This is a genomic window from Phyllobacterium sp. T2-21, assembly GCF_055378485.1.
The window spans coordinates 1,772,375-1,787,970 of sequence record NZ_AP027912.1 but is presented as its reverse complement, the minus strand read 5'-3'; the positions used below and the strand labels follow the sequence as shown (position 1 = coordinate 1,787,970).

The following is a 15,596-nucleotide window of genomic DNA, read 5'->3' as shown; positions in this document are numbered from 1 at the left end:
AGGGTCCCCATATGTTTCGCCAGCTCTTGCCGATTGCGGCACTGTTGACCAGCACCTTCCTGATGCTGACCGCCGGCGGTTTGGCTGGCATTCTGCTGCCCTTGCGCGCCGGAATAGAAGGCTGGTCGCCGACCACGGTCGGCTGGCTTGGCACGGGCTATGCCCTCGCCTTCACCGGCGGCTGCATTGTCGTTCCGCGTCTGGTGCGCCGCGTCGGCCATGTCCGCGTCTTTGCCGTTCTCCTGACCCTGCTCAGCATGTCGATGCTGCTGCACGGGCTCATCATCGACCCGTGGGCCTGGACCCTGTTCCGGGCGCTTGCCGGTTTCTCGCTGGCCGGCAGCTACATGGTGATTGAAAGCTGGCTGAACGAGCGCGTGACCAACGCCACACGCGGCATGGTGTTTTCAATCTACATGATCGTGTCGATGATCGGCCTGCTGGTCGGGCAATACATCCTGCCGTTCGGCAATCCGGCGACACAGGCGCTGTTCATGATCGGTGCGCTGATCTATGCCGCAGCCCTCGTGCCAACCGGGCTTTCCAATGCCCAGTCGCCGCGCCCGCTGACCGAGGTTTCGCTCGACCTGCCCGGCCTCTACCGCAAATCGCCCGCTGCTATGATCGGCTCGCTGATTGCCGGTATCATAGCGGGCGCGTGGAATTTCCTCTCGGCGATCTATGGCCGCGAAATCGGCCTTTCCACCTTCGACATCGCCACGATGATTGCCAGCGCCATGATCGGCGGCGCCATCTTCCAGTATCCCATCGGGCGCATCTCCGACTTTGTCGACCGGCGCTATGTGATGGTGGTGGCCGGTATTGTCGGCGTCCTGTTGTCCGTGACGATGATCATCGTGCAGCCTGTTACACCCTGGGTCATCTATTCCCTGATGTTCGCCTTCGGCACGGTGCTGTTTCCGATCTATTCGCTCAACGTCGCCCATGCCAATGATTTTGCCGAGCCGAGCGAATTCGTCAAAGTCTCGAGCGGGCTGCTGATCGTCTACGGCATCGGCAGCATGATCGGCCCGCAGATTGCCGGGCGGCTGATGGATGTCACCGGCCCCGCCGGTTTCTTCATGACCATGGCGGGCTGCTATGCGGCCTACGGTTCCTACGCCTTCTGGCGCAGCCTGCGCCGGGCCCGGCAGGTGCCGTCGGAGCGGCCGGACTTCGTCTACCGCGCGCCGGACAGGCCGCAGACACCGGAAACGCTGCAGCTCAATCCGGCCATCAGCGCGGCCAAGGACGACTAGGGTCAGGCCCCTTAGTCAGCCCTGCGGCGTCGAGGCCTTGCGCGCCCGGGCCCGGGCAAGCCCGAGCTGGCGCTCGCGATAGATGATGAAGATGCCGGCGCTGATGACGATGACCGCACCCGTCATCATTTCGCTGGACGGAATATCGCCGAACAGCATGTAGCCGATGACCAGACCGAGCAGCATCGACGTATATTCAAACGGCGCGATGGTCGACATGTCGGCGTGCCGGTAGCTCTCGGTGAGAAGGATTTGCGCCACGCCGCCGGCAATGCCGGCCATGACCAGGAGTGTCGCCTGCATCGGCGTGGGCCAGACCCAGCCGAAAGGCAGGCTGACCAGCGCGATGACGCTCGAGGCAATCGAGAAGTAAACGACGATGGTCGGGGTGCGCTCGGTCTGGACCAGACGCCGTACTAGCAACATGGCGATGGCCGCAAGCCCTGCCCCGCAAAGAGTGGCCAGCGCGCCGATTGCCTCTTCGCCGCCGAATTCGCTTTGACCGGTGAAGAACGTCATGCGCGGCCAGAGAATGATCAGCACGCCGATGAGCCCGACAAACACGGCGCTCCAGCGGTAAAGCCGCACGGTCTCGCGCAGGAACACCGCGCTGCACAATACGGTCAGCAGGGGCGTGGCATAGCTGAGGGCAATCGCTTCCGGCAAAGGCAGCTTGGTAAGGCCGTAGAAACTAGCGCTCATGGCGCTGACGCCGACAAAACCGCGCCAGAAGTGGCTGAAGGGTTCATTGGTCTTGAACGCGACGTTCAGCTGGCCCTGCCACGCGATGAACACGACAACCGGAAAGATGGCGAAGAAGGAGCGGAAGAACACCAGTTGTCCCGCAGGGATGCCGTCCGATGCTTTCAGCAGGCTCGACATGCAGACGAAGACGCAGACCGAAGCGACCTTGAGGCCAATTCCGAGCATGACATTGGTGCTGCGCACCTTATCCGTGAGGGGCGGTCCACCGTCTTTCTGGTGAACGATAGTTGTCACGACTGGTATTCCTTGAGGGAGCGAACGGAGAGAAACGGAATTGATATATCTGTATAGGTTACTTTGACGAATCCTTCCAGATACCAATGCGATCACGTTGCATGTTTCAAGCACATACGGAAGTGAACAAAAGCAACAGCATACGCGGAAAAAACCGGCTGCTTTGTTGTATGCCGGGGCAAACACGGCTACGGTCCGGCACCACAAAAAGGACAGTTTCCCAATGCGTACCGATACCGGCCAGATCTTTCATCTTGAAGATTACAAGCCAACCGATTTTCTTATTCCTGAAACCCATCTTGAATTCTCGCTCCATCCCGAGCGCACCATCGTCAAGTCGACACTGCATATCGAACGCCGGCCGGGCGTTGCCGCCAATGCACCGCTTGTCCTTGACGGCGACGAACTGAAACTCATCGACATCAGCATCGACGGTGTGGCGCTGGGCGACAATGCCTATGTCGCAACACCGGACCGCCTTGAAATCAGCGCCCTGCCCGAGAGCGGCACGTTCAAGCTGCAGATCACCACGGAAGTCAATCCGACCACCAACCGCCAGTTGACCGGCCTCTACCGGTCCAGTGGCGTCTACTGCACCCAGTGCGAAGCGGAAGGTTTTCGCCGCATCACCTATTTCTACGATCGCCCTGACCTTCTGTCGGTCTATACGGTCCGCATTGAAGCCGATGCCAAGGAAGCGCCGCTGCTTCTGGCCAATGGCAATCCCGGCGAAAAGGGTGCTCTGGCCGATGGAAGACATTTTGCCGTCTGGCACGATCCCCATCCCAAGCCCGCCTACCTCTTCGCACTCGTGGCGGGCGATCTCGGTGTCATCACCGACAGTTTCACCACCGCCTCGGGCCGTCATGTTGATCTCGGCATCTATGTCGAGCACGGCAAGGAGCCGCGCGCGCTCTATGCCATGGACGCGCTGAAGCGCTCGATGAAGTGGGACGAGGATGTTTTCGGCCGCGAATATGATCTCGACGTCTTCAACGTCGTTGCGGTCTCCGACTTCAACATGGGCGCGATGGAGAACAAGGGGCTCAACGTCTTCAACGACAAATATGTGCTTGCCGACCACGAGACCGCGACCGATATCGATTATGCCGGCATCGAAGCGGTCATCGCCCACGAATATTTCCACAACTGGACGGGCAACCGCATCACCTGCCGCGACTGGTTCCAGCTGTGCCTGAAGGAAGGCCTGACGGTTTTCCGCGATCACGAGTTTTCCGCCGACATGCGCTCGCGCGCCGTCAAGCGCATCGCCGAGGTCAAAGGTCTCAAGGCCCACCAGTTCCCGGAAGATGCCGGCCCCCTCGCCCATCCCGTGCGCCCGCGCCAGTTCCGCGAGATCAACAATTTCTACACGGCAACCGTCTATGAAAAGGGCTCGGAAGTCGTGCGCATGATCCGCACCATTCTTGGTGCCGAGCTCTTCCGCAAGGGGATGGATCTGTATTTCGAGCGCCATGACGGCGATGCGGCGACAATCGAGGACTTCATCAAGGTGTTCGAGGAGGCCTCCGGCGAGGATTTGAGCCAGTTTGCCCTCTGGTACGACCAGGCCGGCACGCCCAACCTCGCCATCACCTATGATTACGATCAGGCGACGCAGACCTTCGAAATCGAGATCGAACAATCGCTGAAGGCCACCCCCGGACAATCGTCGAAGAAGCCCATGCACATTCCCGTGCAGTTTGCCCTGCTGGGCGCCAAAGGGCGCGAGCTGAGGCCGAAATCCGTCAAGGGCGGAACAGTCAAGGGCGATGTCATCCACCTGTTCAAGCGCAAGGAACGGCTGAGCTTTTCCGGCATCACCGAACGGCCGGTGCCCTCCCTCTTGCGCGGTTTCTCCGCTCCGGTCACCATGACCAGTGAACTCACCCGCTCCGACCTGACGTTCCTTGCCCGCCACGACGGCGACGCCGTCAACCGCTGGCAGGCACTGACGCAGCTGCTGACGGCGAAACTGACCAGCAACGCCAAGCGCGTGCGCGGCGGCAAGTCCGCCACCATTGAAAGCTCGTCGATCAAGCTTCTCGGCGAAATCGCCTTCAACAGCAATCTGGACGAGGCCTTCCGGGCGCTGTGCCTTGGCCTGCCGTCGGAAAGCGATATCGCCCGGGAACTCGGCAGCAATATCGACCCCGACGCCATTCTGGGCAGCCGCGAGGCGTTCATTCTTGCCGTCGCCGAAGCGCATGCCGCCAAATTCGATCAGCTGTATGACGATCTCGATCACAGCGGCCCGTTCAAGCCCGATGCGACAAGCGCCGGACGGCGTGCCTTGCGCAATGTGCTGCTCGATTATCTCAGCGCTGCCGACGGCAGCCCGAAACGCGCGGCGGCCCAGTTCAGCCATGCGGACAACATGACCGACCGCGTCGCGGCACTGGCGGTGCTCGTCCAGCGGTTCGGCGACAGCTCCCAGACGAAGAATGCGCTCAAGGCATTCGAGGATCGCTTCGGCAATGATGCCCTCGTCATGGACAAATGGTTCATCGTCCAGGCGACCCAGCCGGGCGAAGGCGCCCTGGCCAGGGTGCGCTATCTGATGACTCACAAGCTGTTCTCGCTCGACAACCCCAACCGGACACGCGGCCTGATCGGCGCCTTCTCCAGCGGCAACCAGACCGGGTTCAACCGTGCCGATGGCGAGGGTTACAGGTTCTTCGCCGAGACCATCCTGACCGTCGACAAGAAGAACCCGCAGCTTGCGGCGCGGCTCCTGACAGCCATGCGTTCCTGGCGCTCGTTCGAGGCGGTGCGGCGCGAGCATGCGCGCGAGGCCCTGGTTTCCATCGCCGTGGTCAAGGACCTCTCCGCCGACGTCAGCGACATCGTTCAAAGGACGCTTGCCTGAGCCCGCTTCGCACCGGTTTTGCCTGAAGATTCGGCTGTCTCTTTCCCGTTTTGCTGCCCCGGCCGGTTATCCACCGGCCGGGGCATAGTTTTACCCCTCGCCGACTTTTTCCGGACGTGGAGTCTTTTCAAAGGCTTAGTCGAATCGGCTGCAAAACTGATTCATGGCTGCCACAATGATTGCTAAATATTTAACAAAAGGACTGGACACACCGAATCAGTTTTGATTCACTACAGGTGCTTCGGATGTGCGGCGTGGCGAAGCAAATCACTGATTATACAGGCAATTGAGGGGGCCATTCGATGGCAAATGCGGACGCGTATCGCGCGCCGACGGGGAAGGATTATGCCGGAAAGCGGGAGACTGCGCGGGGGCGCACCCGTCTTTCCGGTCATATCAAACTTCTCGCTGACCCTGCCTACGGCAAGCTGCTGGCTGCCGAGCCTTACCTGCGCCGTGCCATTCCGCCGCTGATCATTATTTTCCTCATCATCCTCGCAACGGCCCGCGCGATGTCGCTCCTGTCCTGGCGCGACGATACGGAACGGACGGCCCGGGCCACGCTGGCGCTGGCCGCGAACCACATGGCGAGCATCATCGACAACCGGATGAAGGCCGGCCAGAAACTCGACAGCGGCGAGCTGCAGAACATCATCGCCGAGATGCGTTCCAACGACCTCATCCCGCACGGCATGTGGATCGCCATTGCCTCGGGGGAATCGAAGATCGTCGCCTCGTCGGATGGCGGCGACCGCTGGCGCGACAAGAATCTGGAAAGTTTTGTCACCGACGGCCAGCCGCTGTTCCTGTTCGGCGAGCGTGCCGGGGTGATGGAAGTGCGCATGAACGGCACGACGGGCCTTGCCGCATTCAGCCGGACCGGCAGCGGCGGTTATTCCGTCTTCGTCATGCACCCGGTCGATGCGATCTTTGCCGAATGGCGGCGGATGATATCCGTCAATGTCACCCTGTTCGCCGGAACCGCCGCGATCATGCTGGTGGTCCTCTATGCCTATTTCAGCCAGTCGGCCCGGGCGCAGGATGCCGATGCGCTCTACCAGCACACCCAGGCGCGGGTGGATACGGCGCTGGCGCGCGGACGCTGCGGCCTGTGGGATTGGGACATGGCGCGCGGCCGGGTCTACTGGTCGCGGTCCATGTATGAAATGCTCGGCTATGAAGCCTATGACGCGATCCTGTCGCTGGGGGATATTTCATCCATCATCCACGAAGACGACGACAAGCTGTACGGTCTGGCCGCCCAGGTGGCAGCGGGCGAGATCAGCCAGATCGACCGGGTGTTCCGCATGCGTCACGCCGAGGGCCACTGGGTCTGGATGCGGGTACGCGCGCAGGTTGCCGATGCCACCGTCGGCGATACGCATCTCGTCGGCGTTGCCGTCGACGTCAGCGAACAGCACCGCTTTGCCCAGCAGACCGCACAGGCCGACCAGCGCATCCGCGAAGCCATCGAGAGCATTTCCGAAACCTTCGTTCTCTGGGATGCGGACAATCGCCTCGTCATGTCCAACAGCAAGTTCAACGAATATTCCGGCCTCGCCAATGAATGCCTGCTTCCCGGCATCGGCAGGGATGAACTGGAGCCGCGCATCCGCGCCGTTGCGTTCGAAAAGCGTATGGCCAATGAACATGGCCGTGCCGGCGCGCTGACCTTCGAACGGCAGCTGGCCGACGGCCGCTGGCTGCAGGTCAATGAACGGCGCACGCAGGATGGCGGGCTGGTGTCGGTGGGCACGGACATTACCCAATTGAAGGTGCACGAAGAGCGGCTGGTCGACAGCGAGCGCCGCCTGATGGCGACCATTCACGACCTCAGCCTTGCGCGCAAATCCGAAGTGGAGCGCACGCTCGAACTCACCGAACTCAACAGCAAATATGCGGTGGAGAAGGAACGCGCCGAGGCCGCCAACCGGGCGAAATCCGAATTCCTCGCCAACATGTCGCACGAACTGCGCACGCCGCTCAACGCCATCATCGGCTTTTCCGAAATCATGCATTCCGGCACGTTTGGCCCGCTCGGCTCAGACCGCTACGAGGAATATGTGCAGGATATCCACACCAGCGGCAATTACCTGCTCAACGTGATCAATGACATTCTCGACATGTCGAAGATCGAGGCCGGTCACTTCTCGCTCGACCGTGAAGAGATCGACCTTTGCCCGCTGATCAACGAGACGGTGCGCGTCGTCTCGCTGCAGGCGCTGAACAAGGACGTGAAGGTGGAAACAAAAATCGCCGACAGCGTCACGCTCAATGCCGACCGGCGGGCGATCAAGCAGATCCTGATCAACCTTCTGTCGAACGCGGTGAAATTCACCGATACGGGCGGACGCATCTCGGTGCGGGCGCGCAAGGTGTCGGGCGCGCTGGTGTTTACCATCGAGGATACGGGCTGCGGCATTCCGAAATCGGCGCTGAAAAAGATCGGCCAGCCGTTCGAACAGGTGGAAAACCAGTTCACCAAGACGCATACGGGTTCGGGCCTCGGGCTTGCCATTTCCCGCTCGCTGACCGAGCTGCATGGCGGCGCGCTGAAGATCCGCTCGACCGAGGGCGTCGGTACCATCGTCTCCGTGCGCATCCCCACCCGGACCATCGGCCCGGTGCGGGAGGAATGGCGGGTTTAGAACGCTCTATTTTCCGTTGGATTTACTCGCCCGGGCGTCACGCAGCACTGCATTGAATGTCTTGCGGACCGATTTGGCCGTGTCTTCCAGATGGGTTTCCACCCGCCCGAGATCGGGAAGATCGCAGGCGCGGCACAGGAGATCGCCGAGGCCGGGCGGAAAATCCTCGCGCCGGGTGTCACTGTTCAGGCACAGCCGGATGATCTGGGTCAGCTCCGTATAAAGATTGGCCGCCTCCACCAGTTGATCCGTCACGACAGGCGCGGCAAAACCGGCCTTGAGCTTTGTCAGGACTTCCGCCGTCGAATGAGCGATGATCGGACCCTCGACATTGCCGGTGAGCACGGCAAACTGGGCGATGAATTCCAGATCGATGATGCCGCCGGGAACCAGCTTCATGTCCCAGGCATCGCGCGGCGGCTTCTCCGTTTCCAGCAGTACCCGCATTTCGGCCACGTCCTTGGCAATCTTTGCCGGGTCGCGCGGCAGGCTGAGAATCTCGCTGATGTCTGTCTCGATCTCGCCGAACAGCGCTGTATCGCCTGCCACGGGCCGTGCCCGGGTCAACGCCATGTGTTCCCAGGTCCAGGCTTCCGTGCGTTGATACTTACGGAAGGAATCGATATGCGTCGCCACCGGCCCCTTGTTGCCGGAGGGGCGCAGTCGGAAATCCACCTCGTAGAGAACGCCCTCCGCCGTCGGGGCGGAAAGCGCCGCGATCAGGCGCTGGGTCAGCCGCATATAGTATTGCGATGGCGCCAGCTGCTTTTCGCCATCGGATTCCTCGGCATCCGCATCATGGTCATAGAGCAGGATGAGATCGATATCCGAGCCTGCGGTCAGCTCGCGGCTGCCGAGCTTGCCCATGCCGAGAATGGCGATGCGCCCGCCAGACACGGTGCCGTGCTTGCTGGCGAATTCGTCGATCACCGCCTGCAAGGCCCGGTCGATGACCAGATCGGCGAGATCGGAAAAGGCTTTGCCCGCCCGGATGCCGTCGATGGCGCCGGTCAGAAGCCGGATGCCGATGAGAAAGCGATGCTCGGCTGCAAAAATCCGCAGGCGGTCGAGAATATCCTCATAGACCTGGGCGGGCCCGAGAAAGTTTTCCAGCCGCTCGGCCAGATAGGCGCGGGTCGGGATATCGGCAAAGATGGCGGGATCGAGCATGCCGTCGAAGACATGCGGCTTGCGGGTGATGATGTCGGCAAGGCGCGGCGCGGCGCCCATGATGAGGACAAGCAGATCAAGCAGCCGCGGGTTGGACTGCAAAAGGCTGAACAGCTGGATGCCGGCGGGCAGGCCCTTGATCATCTCGTCGAAACGCATCAGCGCTTCGTCGGCCCGGCTTGTCGCGCCGAAGGCCTTGAGCAGCACGGGCGTGAGTTCGGTCAGGCGCTCGCGCGATTCCGCCGATTGGGTGGCGCGGTAGCGGCCGAAATGCCAGGTGCGGATGACGCGGCAGATATCGCTCGGGCGTTCGAAGCCGAATTTCGCCAGGGTTTCCAGCGTATCGGGATCGTCGACGTCGCCGGTGAACACCAGATTGCCGGCCTCGCCCGCCAGCTCCTGCGCCTGTTCGAACAGCGCCGCATAGTGCGTTTCGACGGTTTTCAGCGACTGGCGGAAATCAGCGGCAAAGGCGTCACCGTCGCGATAGCCCATCATGTGGGCCACCCGCAGGAAATTCTCGTCGTCTTCCGGCAGCATGTGGGTCTGCTCGTCGGCGATCATCTGGATGCGGTGCTCCACATCGCGCAGAAAACCGTATTTCTCCACCAGCGTGTCGCGTGCCTCCGCACTGATCCAGCCAAGGCCGTTGAGCGCCGCCAGCATGTCCACCGTGCGCGAGCCGCGCAGCTGCGGAAAGCGGCCGCCGGCAATCAGTTGCTGGGTCTGCACGAAGAACTCGATTTCGCGAATGCCACCCCGGCCAAGCTTGACGTTGTGCCCGCGTACGGCAATTTCGCCGTGGCCCTTATGGGCATGGATTTGCCGCTTGATCGAATGCACGTCGGCAATGGCCGCATAGTCGAGATATTTGCGCCAGACATAGGGCGCAAGCTCCGCCAGCACCTGCTTGCCCGCCGCGATATCACCGGCGACCGGCCGCGCCTTGATCATGGCGGCACGTTCCCAGTTCTGGCCGCGCCCCTCGTAATAGTTGAGCGCTGCGCCGACGGGAATTGCCAGCGGGGTTGATCCGGGATCCGGGCGCAGGCGCAGATCGGTGCGGAAGACATAGCCGTCAGCGGTGCGGTCCTGCAGGATGCGCACCAGACGCCGCGTCAGCCGCGAAAACGTTTCGACGCATTCATAGGGATCGGGAATGGCCGGGCTGTGCTCGTCAATGAAGACGATCAGGTCGATATCGGAGGAATAGTTCAGTTCGAACGCGCCGAACTTGCCCATGGCGAGGATGATCCAGCCGCACTGCTTTTCCGGGTGTTGCGGGTCCGGAAGCTTGAGTTTGCCGGACTCGTGCGCATCGCGCAGCAGGAACCGCACCGCCGCCCGCACGCTTTCTTCCGCCAGCCGCGACAGCCAGCGGGTTGTTTCTGCCGTATCGAACACGCCGGAAAGATCGCCCAGCGCGATCAGCACATGCCCCTCCAGCTTCAGCTGGCGCAGGACAGCCATAATGCCGGTTTCGGTAATGTTTTCGGCTTCCGAGCTTGCCGCCACGCTCTGCATGAGCGCGTCCAGACGCTGAGCCAGCGGCATGGCGAACAGCGGTTCCAGGATGGCAGGGCGGCGGATGAAGACCGTGCGCAGATAGGGCGAGAGGTCGAGGACAGCCGCGAGGAAGGCCGCCGCTTGTCCATGGCCCTTCACGCCAGCGGTGGCAGGGCATTCCTTCCCGGCGGCGCTGTCGGCAAGCTCGGCCAGAAAGGCGGCGGCCGCCTTCTTGTCCAGCGGTGTCAGCGGGCGCAGATCGCGGGCGAAAAACGCTGCATCATCAAGGCCGGATGCCCTGGTCCTGACATTCATTTGGTCTCCTCCCCCACCGGGAAAGCGAGCACAGCGCGCAGCCCCGGAGCATTGTCCTGCAATTCCAGAGTGCCACCGTGCAATTTCATCACCGCCTTGGCAAGACTGAGACCCAGTCCTGACCCCGGTTGCGAACGGCTTTCCTCCAGGCGCACGAAACGCTCCGTGGCCCGATCCACCTGATCGGGCGGGATGCCCGGGCCATTGTCGGTGACAATCACCCGGATCGTGTGATCCTGCTTTTCCACAGCGAGGGATATTTCCACCGGCTTTTCACCGCCGCCGGCATATTTTATGGCGTTGTCGACCAGATTGGAGATGGTCTGCCCGACCAGTTCGCGGTTGATGCGGACCGGCGTTGCATCCTCCGCGCCCAGAACGAAACGGATGCCCGCCTCTTCGGCCGTGGGCTCGTACAGCTCATAGACGTCCTGCACGACCGTCGACAGCGGCAACAGCTCCATCGTCTCGGAGGAATAACCGGATTCCAGCCGCGAAATCATCAAAATGGCATTGAAGGTACGGATCAGCTGGTCGGAATCGGCAATCATCCCGTCCAGCGCCGCCCGATAGGCCTTGGTGGTCGTGGCATTGGCAAGGGCGGATTCCGCCCGGTTGTGCATGCGGGTCAGCGGCGTCTTGAGGTCATGCGCGATATTGTCGGAGACGTGGCGCACCCCCTCGTTCAACTCCTGGATACGCGCCAGCATGCCGTTGAGATTGGCAGCCAGACGGTCGAACTCATCCCCCGACCCGCTGACCGGCAGGCGTCCGGCGAGATCACCGCCCATGATGCGCTGCGACGCGGCGGAAACCTCATCGATCCGGTGCAATGCGCGCCGCCCGACGAAAAACCAGATCAGAAACGCACCGATGCCCATGATGCCCAGCGCCGCGCCGAGCGAGCGCCGGACCACGAGCCTGATCTTTTCCGGCTCGCCCAGATCGCGGCCGACCATGACGCGGATGCCATTGGGCATGACGATCACCCGCGCGATGGCGGTATGCACCTGCGGATCGCTGCTGGTTTCGCCGTAGCGTTCATAGGCAATCGGCCGCTCGATCCAGCCGTCTGTCTGCAGAACACCCGCCTCGATGCTCTGCACATTGCCGGCGACGATGCGTCCGGCGGGATCGGCGACGAGATAGAGATAGGCGCCGGGCTGACGGCTGCGCCGGTCAACCGAGCGCACAAGACCGGCAATGCCGGCGCGCTGATAGGACTGGCCGACGCTTTCGACCTCCTCGTTGACGGCGGCTTCAGTCTGGGATGTGAGAAGATTGACGGAAAGACTGGTCATGTAGAAGACCAGCACGATGGCGCAGACGGTAAAAAGCAGAAGATACAGCGCTGACAGCCGGACGGCTGTCATTTTCATCATGGCAAGAAAGCGGCTCATGCATCGATTCCGCCAGCCTTGAGCATGTAGCCGGCGCCGCGCACCGTGTGCAGCAGGGGCGTGTCGAAACCCTTCTCGATCTTGCCGCGCAGGCGCGAGACGTGCACGTCGATCACATTGGTCTGCGGGTCGAAATGATAATCCCAGACATGCTCGAGCAGCATGGTGCGGGTCACCACTTGACCGGAGTGACGCATCAGATATTCCAGCAGGCGGAATTCACGCGGCTGCAGGACAATGGCCTGCCCGGCGCGCTTGGCCGTGTGGGACAGGCGGTCGAGTTCCAGATCGCCGACCCGGTACATGGTTTCCGCCTCTTTCGGGCTGGAACGGCGCTGCAGCACTTCGATGCGCGCCAGCAATTCCGAGAATGCATAGGGTTTGGTGAGATAATCATCGCCGCCGGCGCGCAGGCCGGTTACCCGGTCATCCACCTGCCCCAGCGCGGAAAGAATGAGCGCCGGCGTATCGATGCCCTGGGCGCGCAGGGCCGCGACGACGGACAGGCCGTCACGGCGCGGCAGCATGCGGTCAACGATCAGCGCATCATAGCTGCCCTGCTCCGCCAGGGTATAGCCGGTCTCGCCATCGCCTGCCAGATCGGCGGAGTGCCCGGCCTCGGCAAAGGCCTTTTCCAGATAACGGGCCGCTTCACGGTCATCTTCAATAACGAGAATCTTCATGACGTTCATTCTAAGCCGGTTTTGAGACAGAGGTAAGCACCATCGCAATGGCACCCTTTGCGGCAAGCGGGCAGCAGATCTGTCGACAATCTGCTGCCCTTTGCTTTGGCGCTAACGGGGGACAGGTGCAGCGCCGCTGCAATCCTATCCGGACCGCTTAGCCCTGGTTGATGGGCAGGGCCACGAACCGCGACTGGTCGTTGGTCTGCACCTGCAGGAGAACGGCCTTGCGTCCGCTCTTCGTCGCTTCGGCAATCGCCGCATCGATGTCGGAGCCGCTCTTGACCGGCTTGTTGTTGACCGAGACGATGATGTCGCCGGTCGTGATGCCCTTGTCGGCGGCATCGCCGGAGCGATCCACATCGGTCACCACGACACCCTTGCCATCGTCGGAAGGAACAACCGTCAGGCCGTAATCATCCAGCACCGAAGCCGGATCCTGATGCTTGCCGCCGCTGTCCTTGTTCGATGCCTGCTTGTCATCGCCGGGCATCGACTTGATCGACACGTTGAGCGACTTGGCCTCGCCCTTGCGCCAGACGGTCAGTTCGGCATCCTTGCCCGGATTGATCGCGGCAATCTTCTTGGCCAGATCGCGCGGATCGGAGACCGTCTCGCCATTGACGGCGGTGATCACGTCGCCCGACTGGATACCGGCCTTGGCAGCGGGCCCATCGGACTGCGGTTCGGCAACCAGCGCACCCTTCTCTTCGGAAAGGCCAAGCGATTCGGCGATTTCCTTGCTGACCGGCTGAATCTGCACACCGATCCAGCCACGGGAGACGGTGCCGGTCTTGATCAGCTGGTCGACGACCATCTTGGCCGTCGTCGACGGGATGGCGAAGGCGATGCCGACGCTGCCGCCGGACGGCGAGTAGATCGCGGTGTTGATGCCGACGACTTCACCGTTCAGGTTGAAAGCCGGACCGCCGGAATTGCCCTTGTTGACGGCCGCATCGATCTGCAGGAAGTCATCATAAGGACCGGCGCCGATATCGCGGCCGCGCGCCGAAATGATACCGGCCGTCACCGTGCCGCCGAGACCGAAGGGATTGCCGACCGCAACGACCCACTGGCCGACACGCATCTTGTTGTCATCGCCGAAGGACACGTAGGTGAACTTGCGCTTGTCGTCGACCTTCAGAACGGCGAGATCGGTACGCTTGTCCTTGCCGATCAGCTTGGCATCGAGTTCGGTGCCGTCATTGAGCACAACGGTGTAGGTGCTGCCGTCTTCGACCACATGGTCATTGGTGACGAGATAGCCATCCTCCGAAATGAAGAAGCCGGAGCCCTGCGCGGTGGGACGCATGCGGTCCGGACGGTTCTGGTGATCGCGCTGACCTTTGCGCGGCTGCATGCCGCGCTGGCCGTTCGGGCCGCCGAATTCATAGAAGAAGCGCTTGAGCGGATGATTGTCGGGAAGCTGGTCGAAGCCGGGAATGCCCGAACCGTCATCGGCGGTCTGCTGGACGGAGCTCTTCACCCGGACGCTGACAACAGCGGGGCTCACCTTTTCAACGACATCGGCAAAGCCGGGCTGCTGCGCGCCGTCTACACGCACGGCTTCAGCCTGCGCAGGCACAACGGCAGCAAGCGGGCCTGTGGCCAACAGTCCCCCGGCGAGCGCCGAGGCGAGCAGCGCGGCAGCAATGCCCTTGCGGTATGTGGAGGACGTACGATTGTTAGACATAAAACTTTCTCCTTGGACGCCCGATCGGAAATCCGACCGTTTAATAACCAACAGTGATACAGATAAGAACGTTACGCCGCCATTTCCGCAACATGACAAATTTGTAAGATAATTTTCTGGCGCTGCGATTCGTCAGCCACTGGAGGATAGCCCATATGCCATCAATGCCGCCGCTCGGATCCACAATGCGCACGCACCAGCCCTATCCGGGCGTTTATGCATTTTACGATGGCAGGATAGACGGCGCGCGCGCCTATTCCGCCGATCCGAACTGGCTGGATGACGGAGCCTATACGCTTGGCCTGTGTTCCTACGCCATCGTTTCCGGCGAGGAAGCCCTGGTTTATGACACCAGCATTTCAAACCAGCATGCGGCGCTGATCCGCAACACGCTGCAGGAGGCAGGCGTGCGGCACATCCGCGTGGTGCTCAGCCACTGGCATGTGGATCATGTGGCGGGCAATGCGGTGTTTGCCGATTGCGAGATCATCGCCAATGACCTGACGGCCAAGGCGCTCACCGACAACAGGGAACGGCTGGAGAACGGCACGCCGCCCATCCGGCCGCTGGTCATGCCCAACAGCATCTTCACGGGCGAGCGCGATCTGAAGATCGGCGATATCGCGGTGCAGCTGCGTCACGTGGATATTCACAGCCATGACGGCACGGTGATGATCCTGCCGCATCTGAAGCTGCTGTTTGCCGGCGACGCGCTGGAAGAGCCGATCACCTATGTGGCGGAACCGAACCGGCTGGAAAACCACCTGCTCGACCTGGAACGGATTTCAACCTGGGATATCGAAAAAATCCTGCCCAATCACGGCGCGGAGAATGTCATCGTGGCCGGTGGCTACGGGCCGGAGCTGATTGCCGCCACGGGGCGCTATGTCAGCAAGCTGATGCGCCTGCGCAACGAGCCGGAGCTGGCTGGCGATGACCTGCAGGCGTTTACGGCGGACGATTTCCGTTCGGGCGTACTGACCTATTATGCACCCTACGAGCCGGTCCACAGGCAGAATGTGGAATCGGTCATCGGCGCGCATCGCACATAGCG

The 15,596-nt window shown here is 61.8% G+C and carries 9 protein-coding genes; 4 read left to right on the top strand and 5 right to left on the bottom strand.

Translation table 11 applies throughout. From position 1 onward, the window contains the following. Nucleotides 1–11 precede the first annotated feature (11 nt). The gene (locus ACZ5FP_RS08905; protein WP_346305346.1) at nt 12–1,259 is read left to right on the top strand and encodes an MFS transporter; all 1,248 of its coding nucleotides are present in this window, start codon (nt 12–14) and stop codon (nt 1,257–1,259) included. 15 nt (nt 1,260–1,274) lie between these two features. Here ACZ5FP_RS08905 and ACZ5FP_RS08900 read toward each other — a convergent pair whose 3' ends face one another. Beyond that, entirely contained in the window at nt 1,275–2,189 is a 915-nt protein-coding gene (locus ACZ5FP_RS08900; protein ID WP_464663223.1) for a DMT family transporter, read from the bottom strand. 292 nt (nt 2,190–2,481) lie between these two features. Between ACZ5FP_RS08900 and pepN the strand changes: the two genes are divergently transcribed. Together pepN and ACZ5FP_RS08890 are read left to right on the top strand one after the other, a co-directional pair. Continuing rightward, entirely contained in the window at nt 2,482–5,127 is a 2,646-nt protein-coding gene (gene pepN, locus ACZ5FP_RS08895; RefSeq protein WP_464663079.1) for an aminopeptidase N, read from the top strand. Between the two features lie 302 nt (nt 5,128–5,429). After that, on the top strand, nt 5,430–7,775 hold the full coding sequence (locus ACZ5FP_RS08890) for a PAS domain-containing sensor histidine kinase (protein ID WP_464663078.1): 2,346 nt from the start codon (nt 5,430–5,432) through the stop codon (nt 7,773–7,775). A 6-nt stretch (nt 7,776–7,781) separates the two neighbouring features. On the opposite strand, the gene ACZ5FP_RS08885 is transcribed toward ACZ5FP_RS08890, so the two are convergent. The 4 genes from ACZ5FP_RS08885 to ACZ5FP_RS08870 all read right to left on the bottom strand — a co-directional run bounded on the left by ACZ5FP_RS08885 (nt 7,782) and on the right by ACZ5FP_RS08870 (nt 14,542). After that, nucleotides 7,782–10,766, bottom strand: coding sequence for a bifunctional [glutamine synthetase] adenylyltransferase/[glutamine synthetase]-adenylyl-L-tyrosine phosphorylase (locus ACZ5FP_RS08885; RefSeq protein WP_464663077.1), 2,985 nt, complete (start codon nt 10,764–10,766; stop codon nt 7,782–7,784). Then, entirely contained in the window at nt 10,763–12,166 is a 1,404-nt protein-coding gene (locus ACZ5FP_RS08880; protein WP_463011476.1) for a sensor histidine kinase, read from the bottom strand. The genes ACZ5FP_RS08885 and ACZ5FP_RS08880 overlap by 4 nt, the downstream gene beginning before the upstream one ends. Next, nucleotides 12,163–12,849 (bottom strand): response regulator transcription factor, encoded by a 687-nt coding sequence (locus ACZ5FP_RS08875; RefSeq protein WP_223611368.1) that lies wholly within the window; start codon nt 12,847–12,849, stop codon nt 12,163–12,165. Before ACZ5FP_RS08875 ends, ACZ5FP_RS08880 begins: the two co-directional genes overlap by 4 nt. 157 nt (nt 12,850–13,006) lie before the next feature. Beyond that, nucleotides 13,007–14,542, bottom strand: a complete 1,536-nt coding sequence (locus tag ACZ5FP_RS08870; RefSeq protein ID WP_346307422.1) for a Do family serine endopeptidase — start codon at nt 14,540–14,542, stop codon at nt 13,007–13,009. A 155-nt stretch (nt 14,543–14,697) separates the two neighbouring features. Here ACZ5FP_RS08870 and ACZ5FP_RS08865 point away from each other — a divergent pair, with 155 nt between their 5' ends. Further along, nucleotides 14,698–15,594 (top strand): MBL fold metallo-hydrolase, encoded by an 897-nt coding sequence (locus ACZ5FP_RS08865; protein ID WP_464663076.1) that lies wholly within the window; start codon nt 14,698–14,700, stop codon nt 15,592–15,594. The last annotated feature ends 2 nt before the right edge of the window (nt 15,595–15,596 follow it).

Excerpts from the sequence above, each read along its gene's own strand:
- ACZ5FP_RS08885 (WP_464663077.1), bottom strand. The coding sequence starts at position 10,766 with ATGAATGTCAGGACCAGGGCATCCGGCCTTGATGATGCAGCGTTTTTC.
- ACZ5FP_RS08875 (WP_223611368.1), bottom strand. The coding sequence starts at position 12,849 with ATGAAGATTCTCGTTATTGAAGATGACCGTGAAGCGGCCCGTTATCTG.
- ACZ5FP_RS08900 (WP_464663223.1), bottom strand. The coding sequence starts at position 2,189 with ATGCTCGGAATTGGCCTCAAGGTCGCTTCGGTCTGCGTCTTCGTCTGC.
- ACZ5FP_RS08865 (WP_464663076.1), top strand. The coding sequence starts at position 14,698 with ATGCCATCAATGCCGCCGCTCGGATCCACAATGCGCACGCACCAGCCC.
- ACZ5FP_RS08890 (WP_464663078.1), top strand. The coding sequence starts at position 5,430 with ATGGCAAATGCGGACGCGTATCGCGCGCCGACGGGGAAGGATTATGCC.
- ACZ5FP_RS08880 (WP_463011476.1), bottom strand. The coding sequence starts at position 12,166 with ATGAGCCGCTTTCTTGCCATGATGAAAATGACAGCCGTCCGGCTGTCA.
- ACZ5FP_RS08905 (WP_346305346.1), top strand. The coding sequence starts at position 12 with ATGTTTCGCCAGCTCTTGCCGATTGCGGCACTGTTGACCAGCACCTTC.
- ACZ5FP_RS08870 (WP_346307422.1), bottom strand. The coding sequence starts at position 14,542 with ATGTCTAACAATCGTACGTCCTCCACATACCGCAAGGGCATTGCTGCC.
- pepN (WP_464663079.1), top strand. The coding sequence starts at position 2,482 with ATGCGTACCGATACCGGCCAGATCTTTCATCTTGAAGATTACAAGCCA.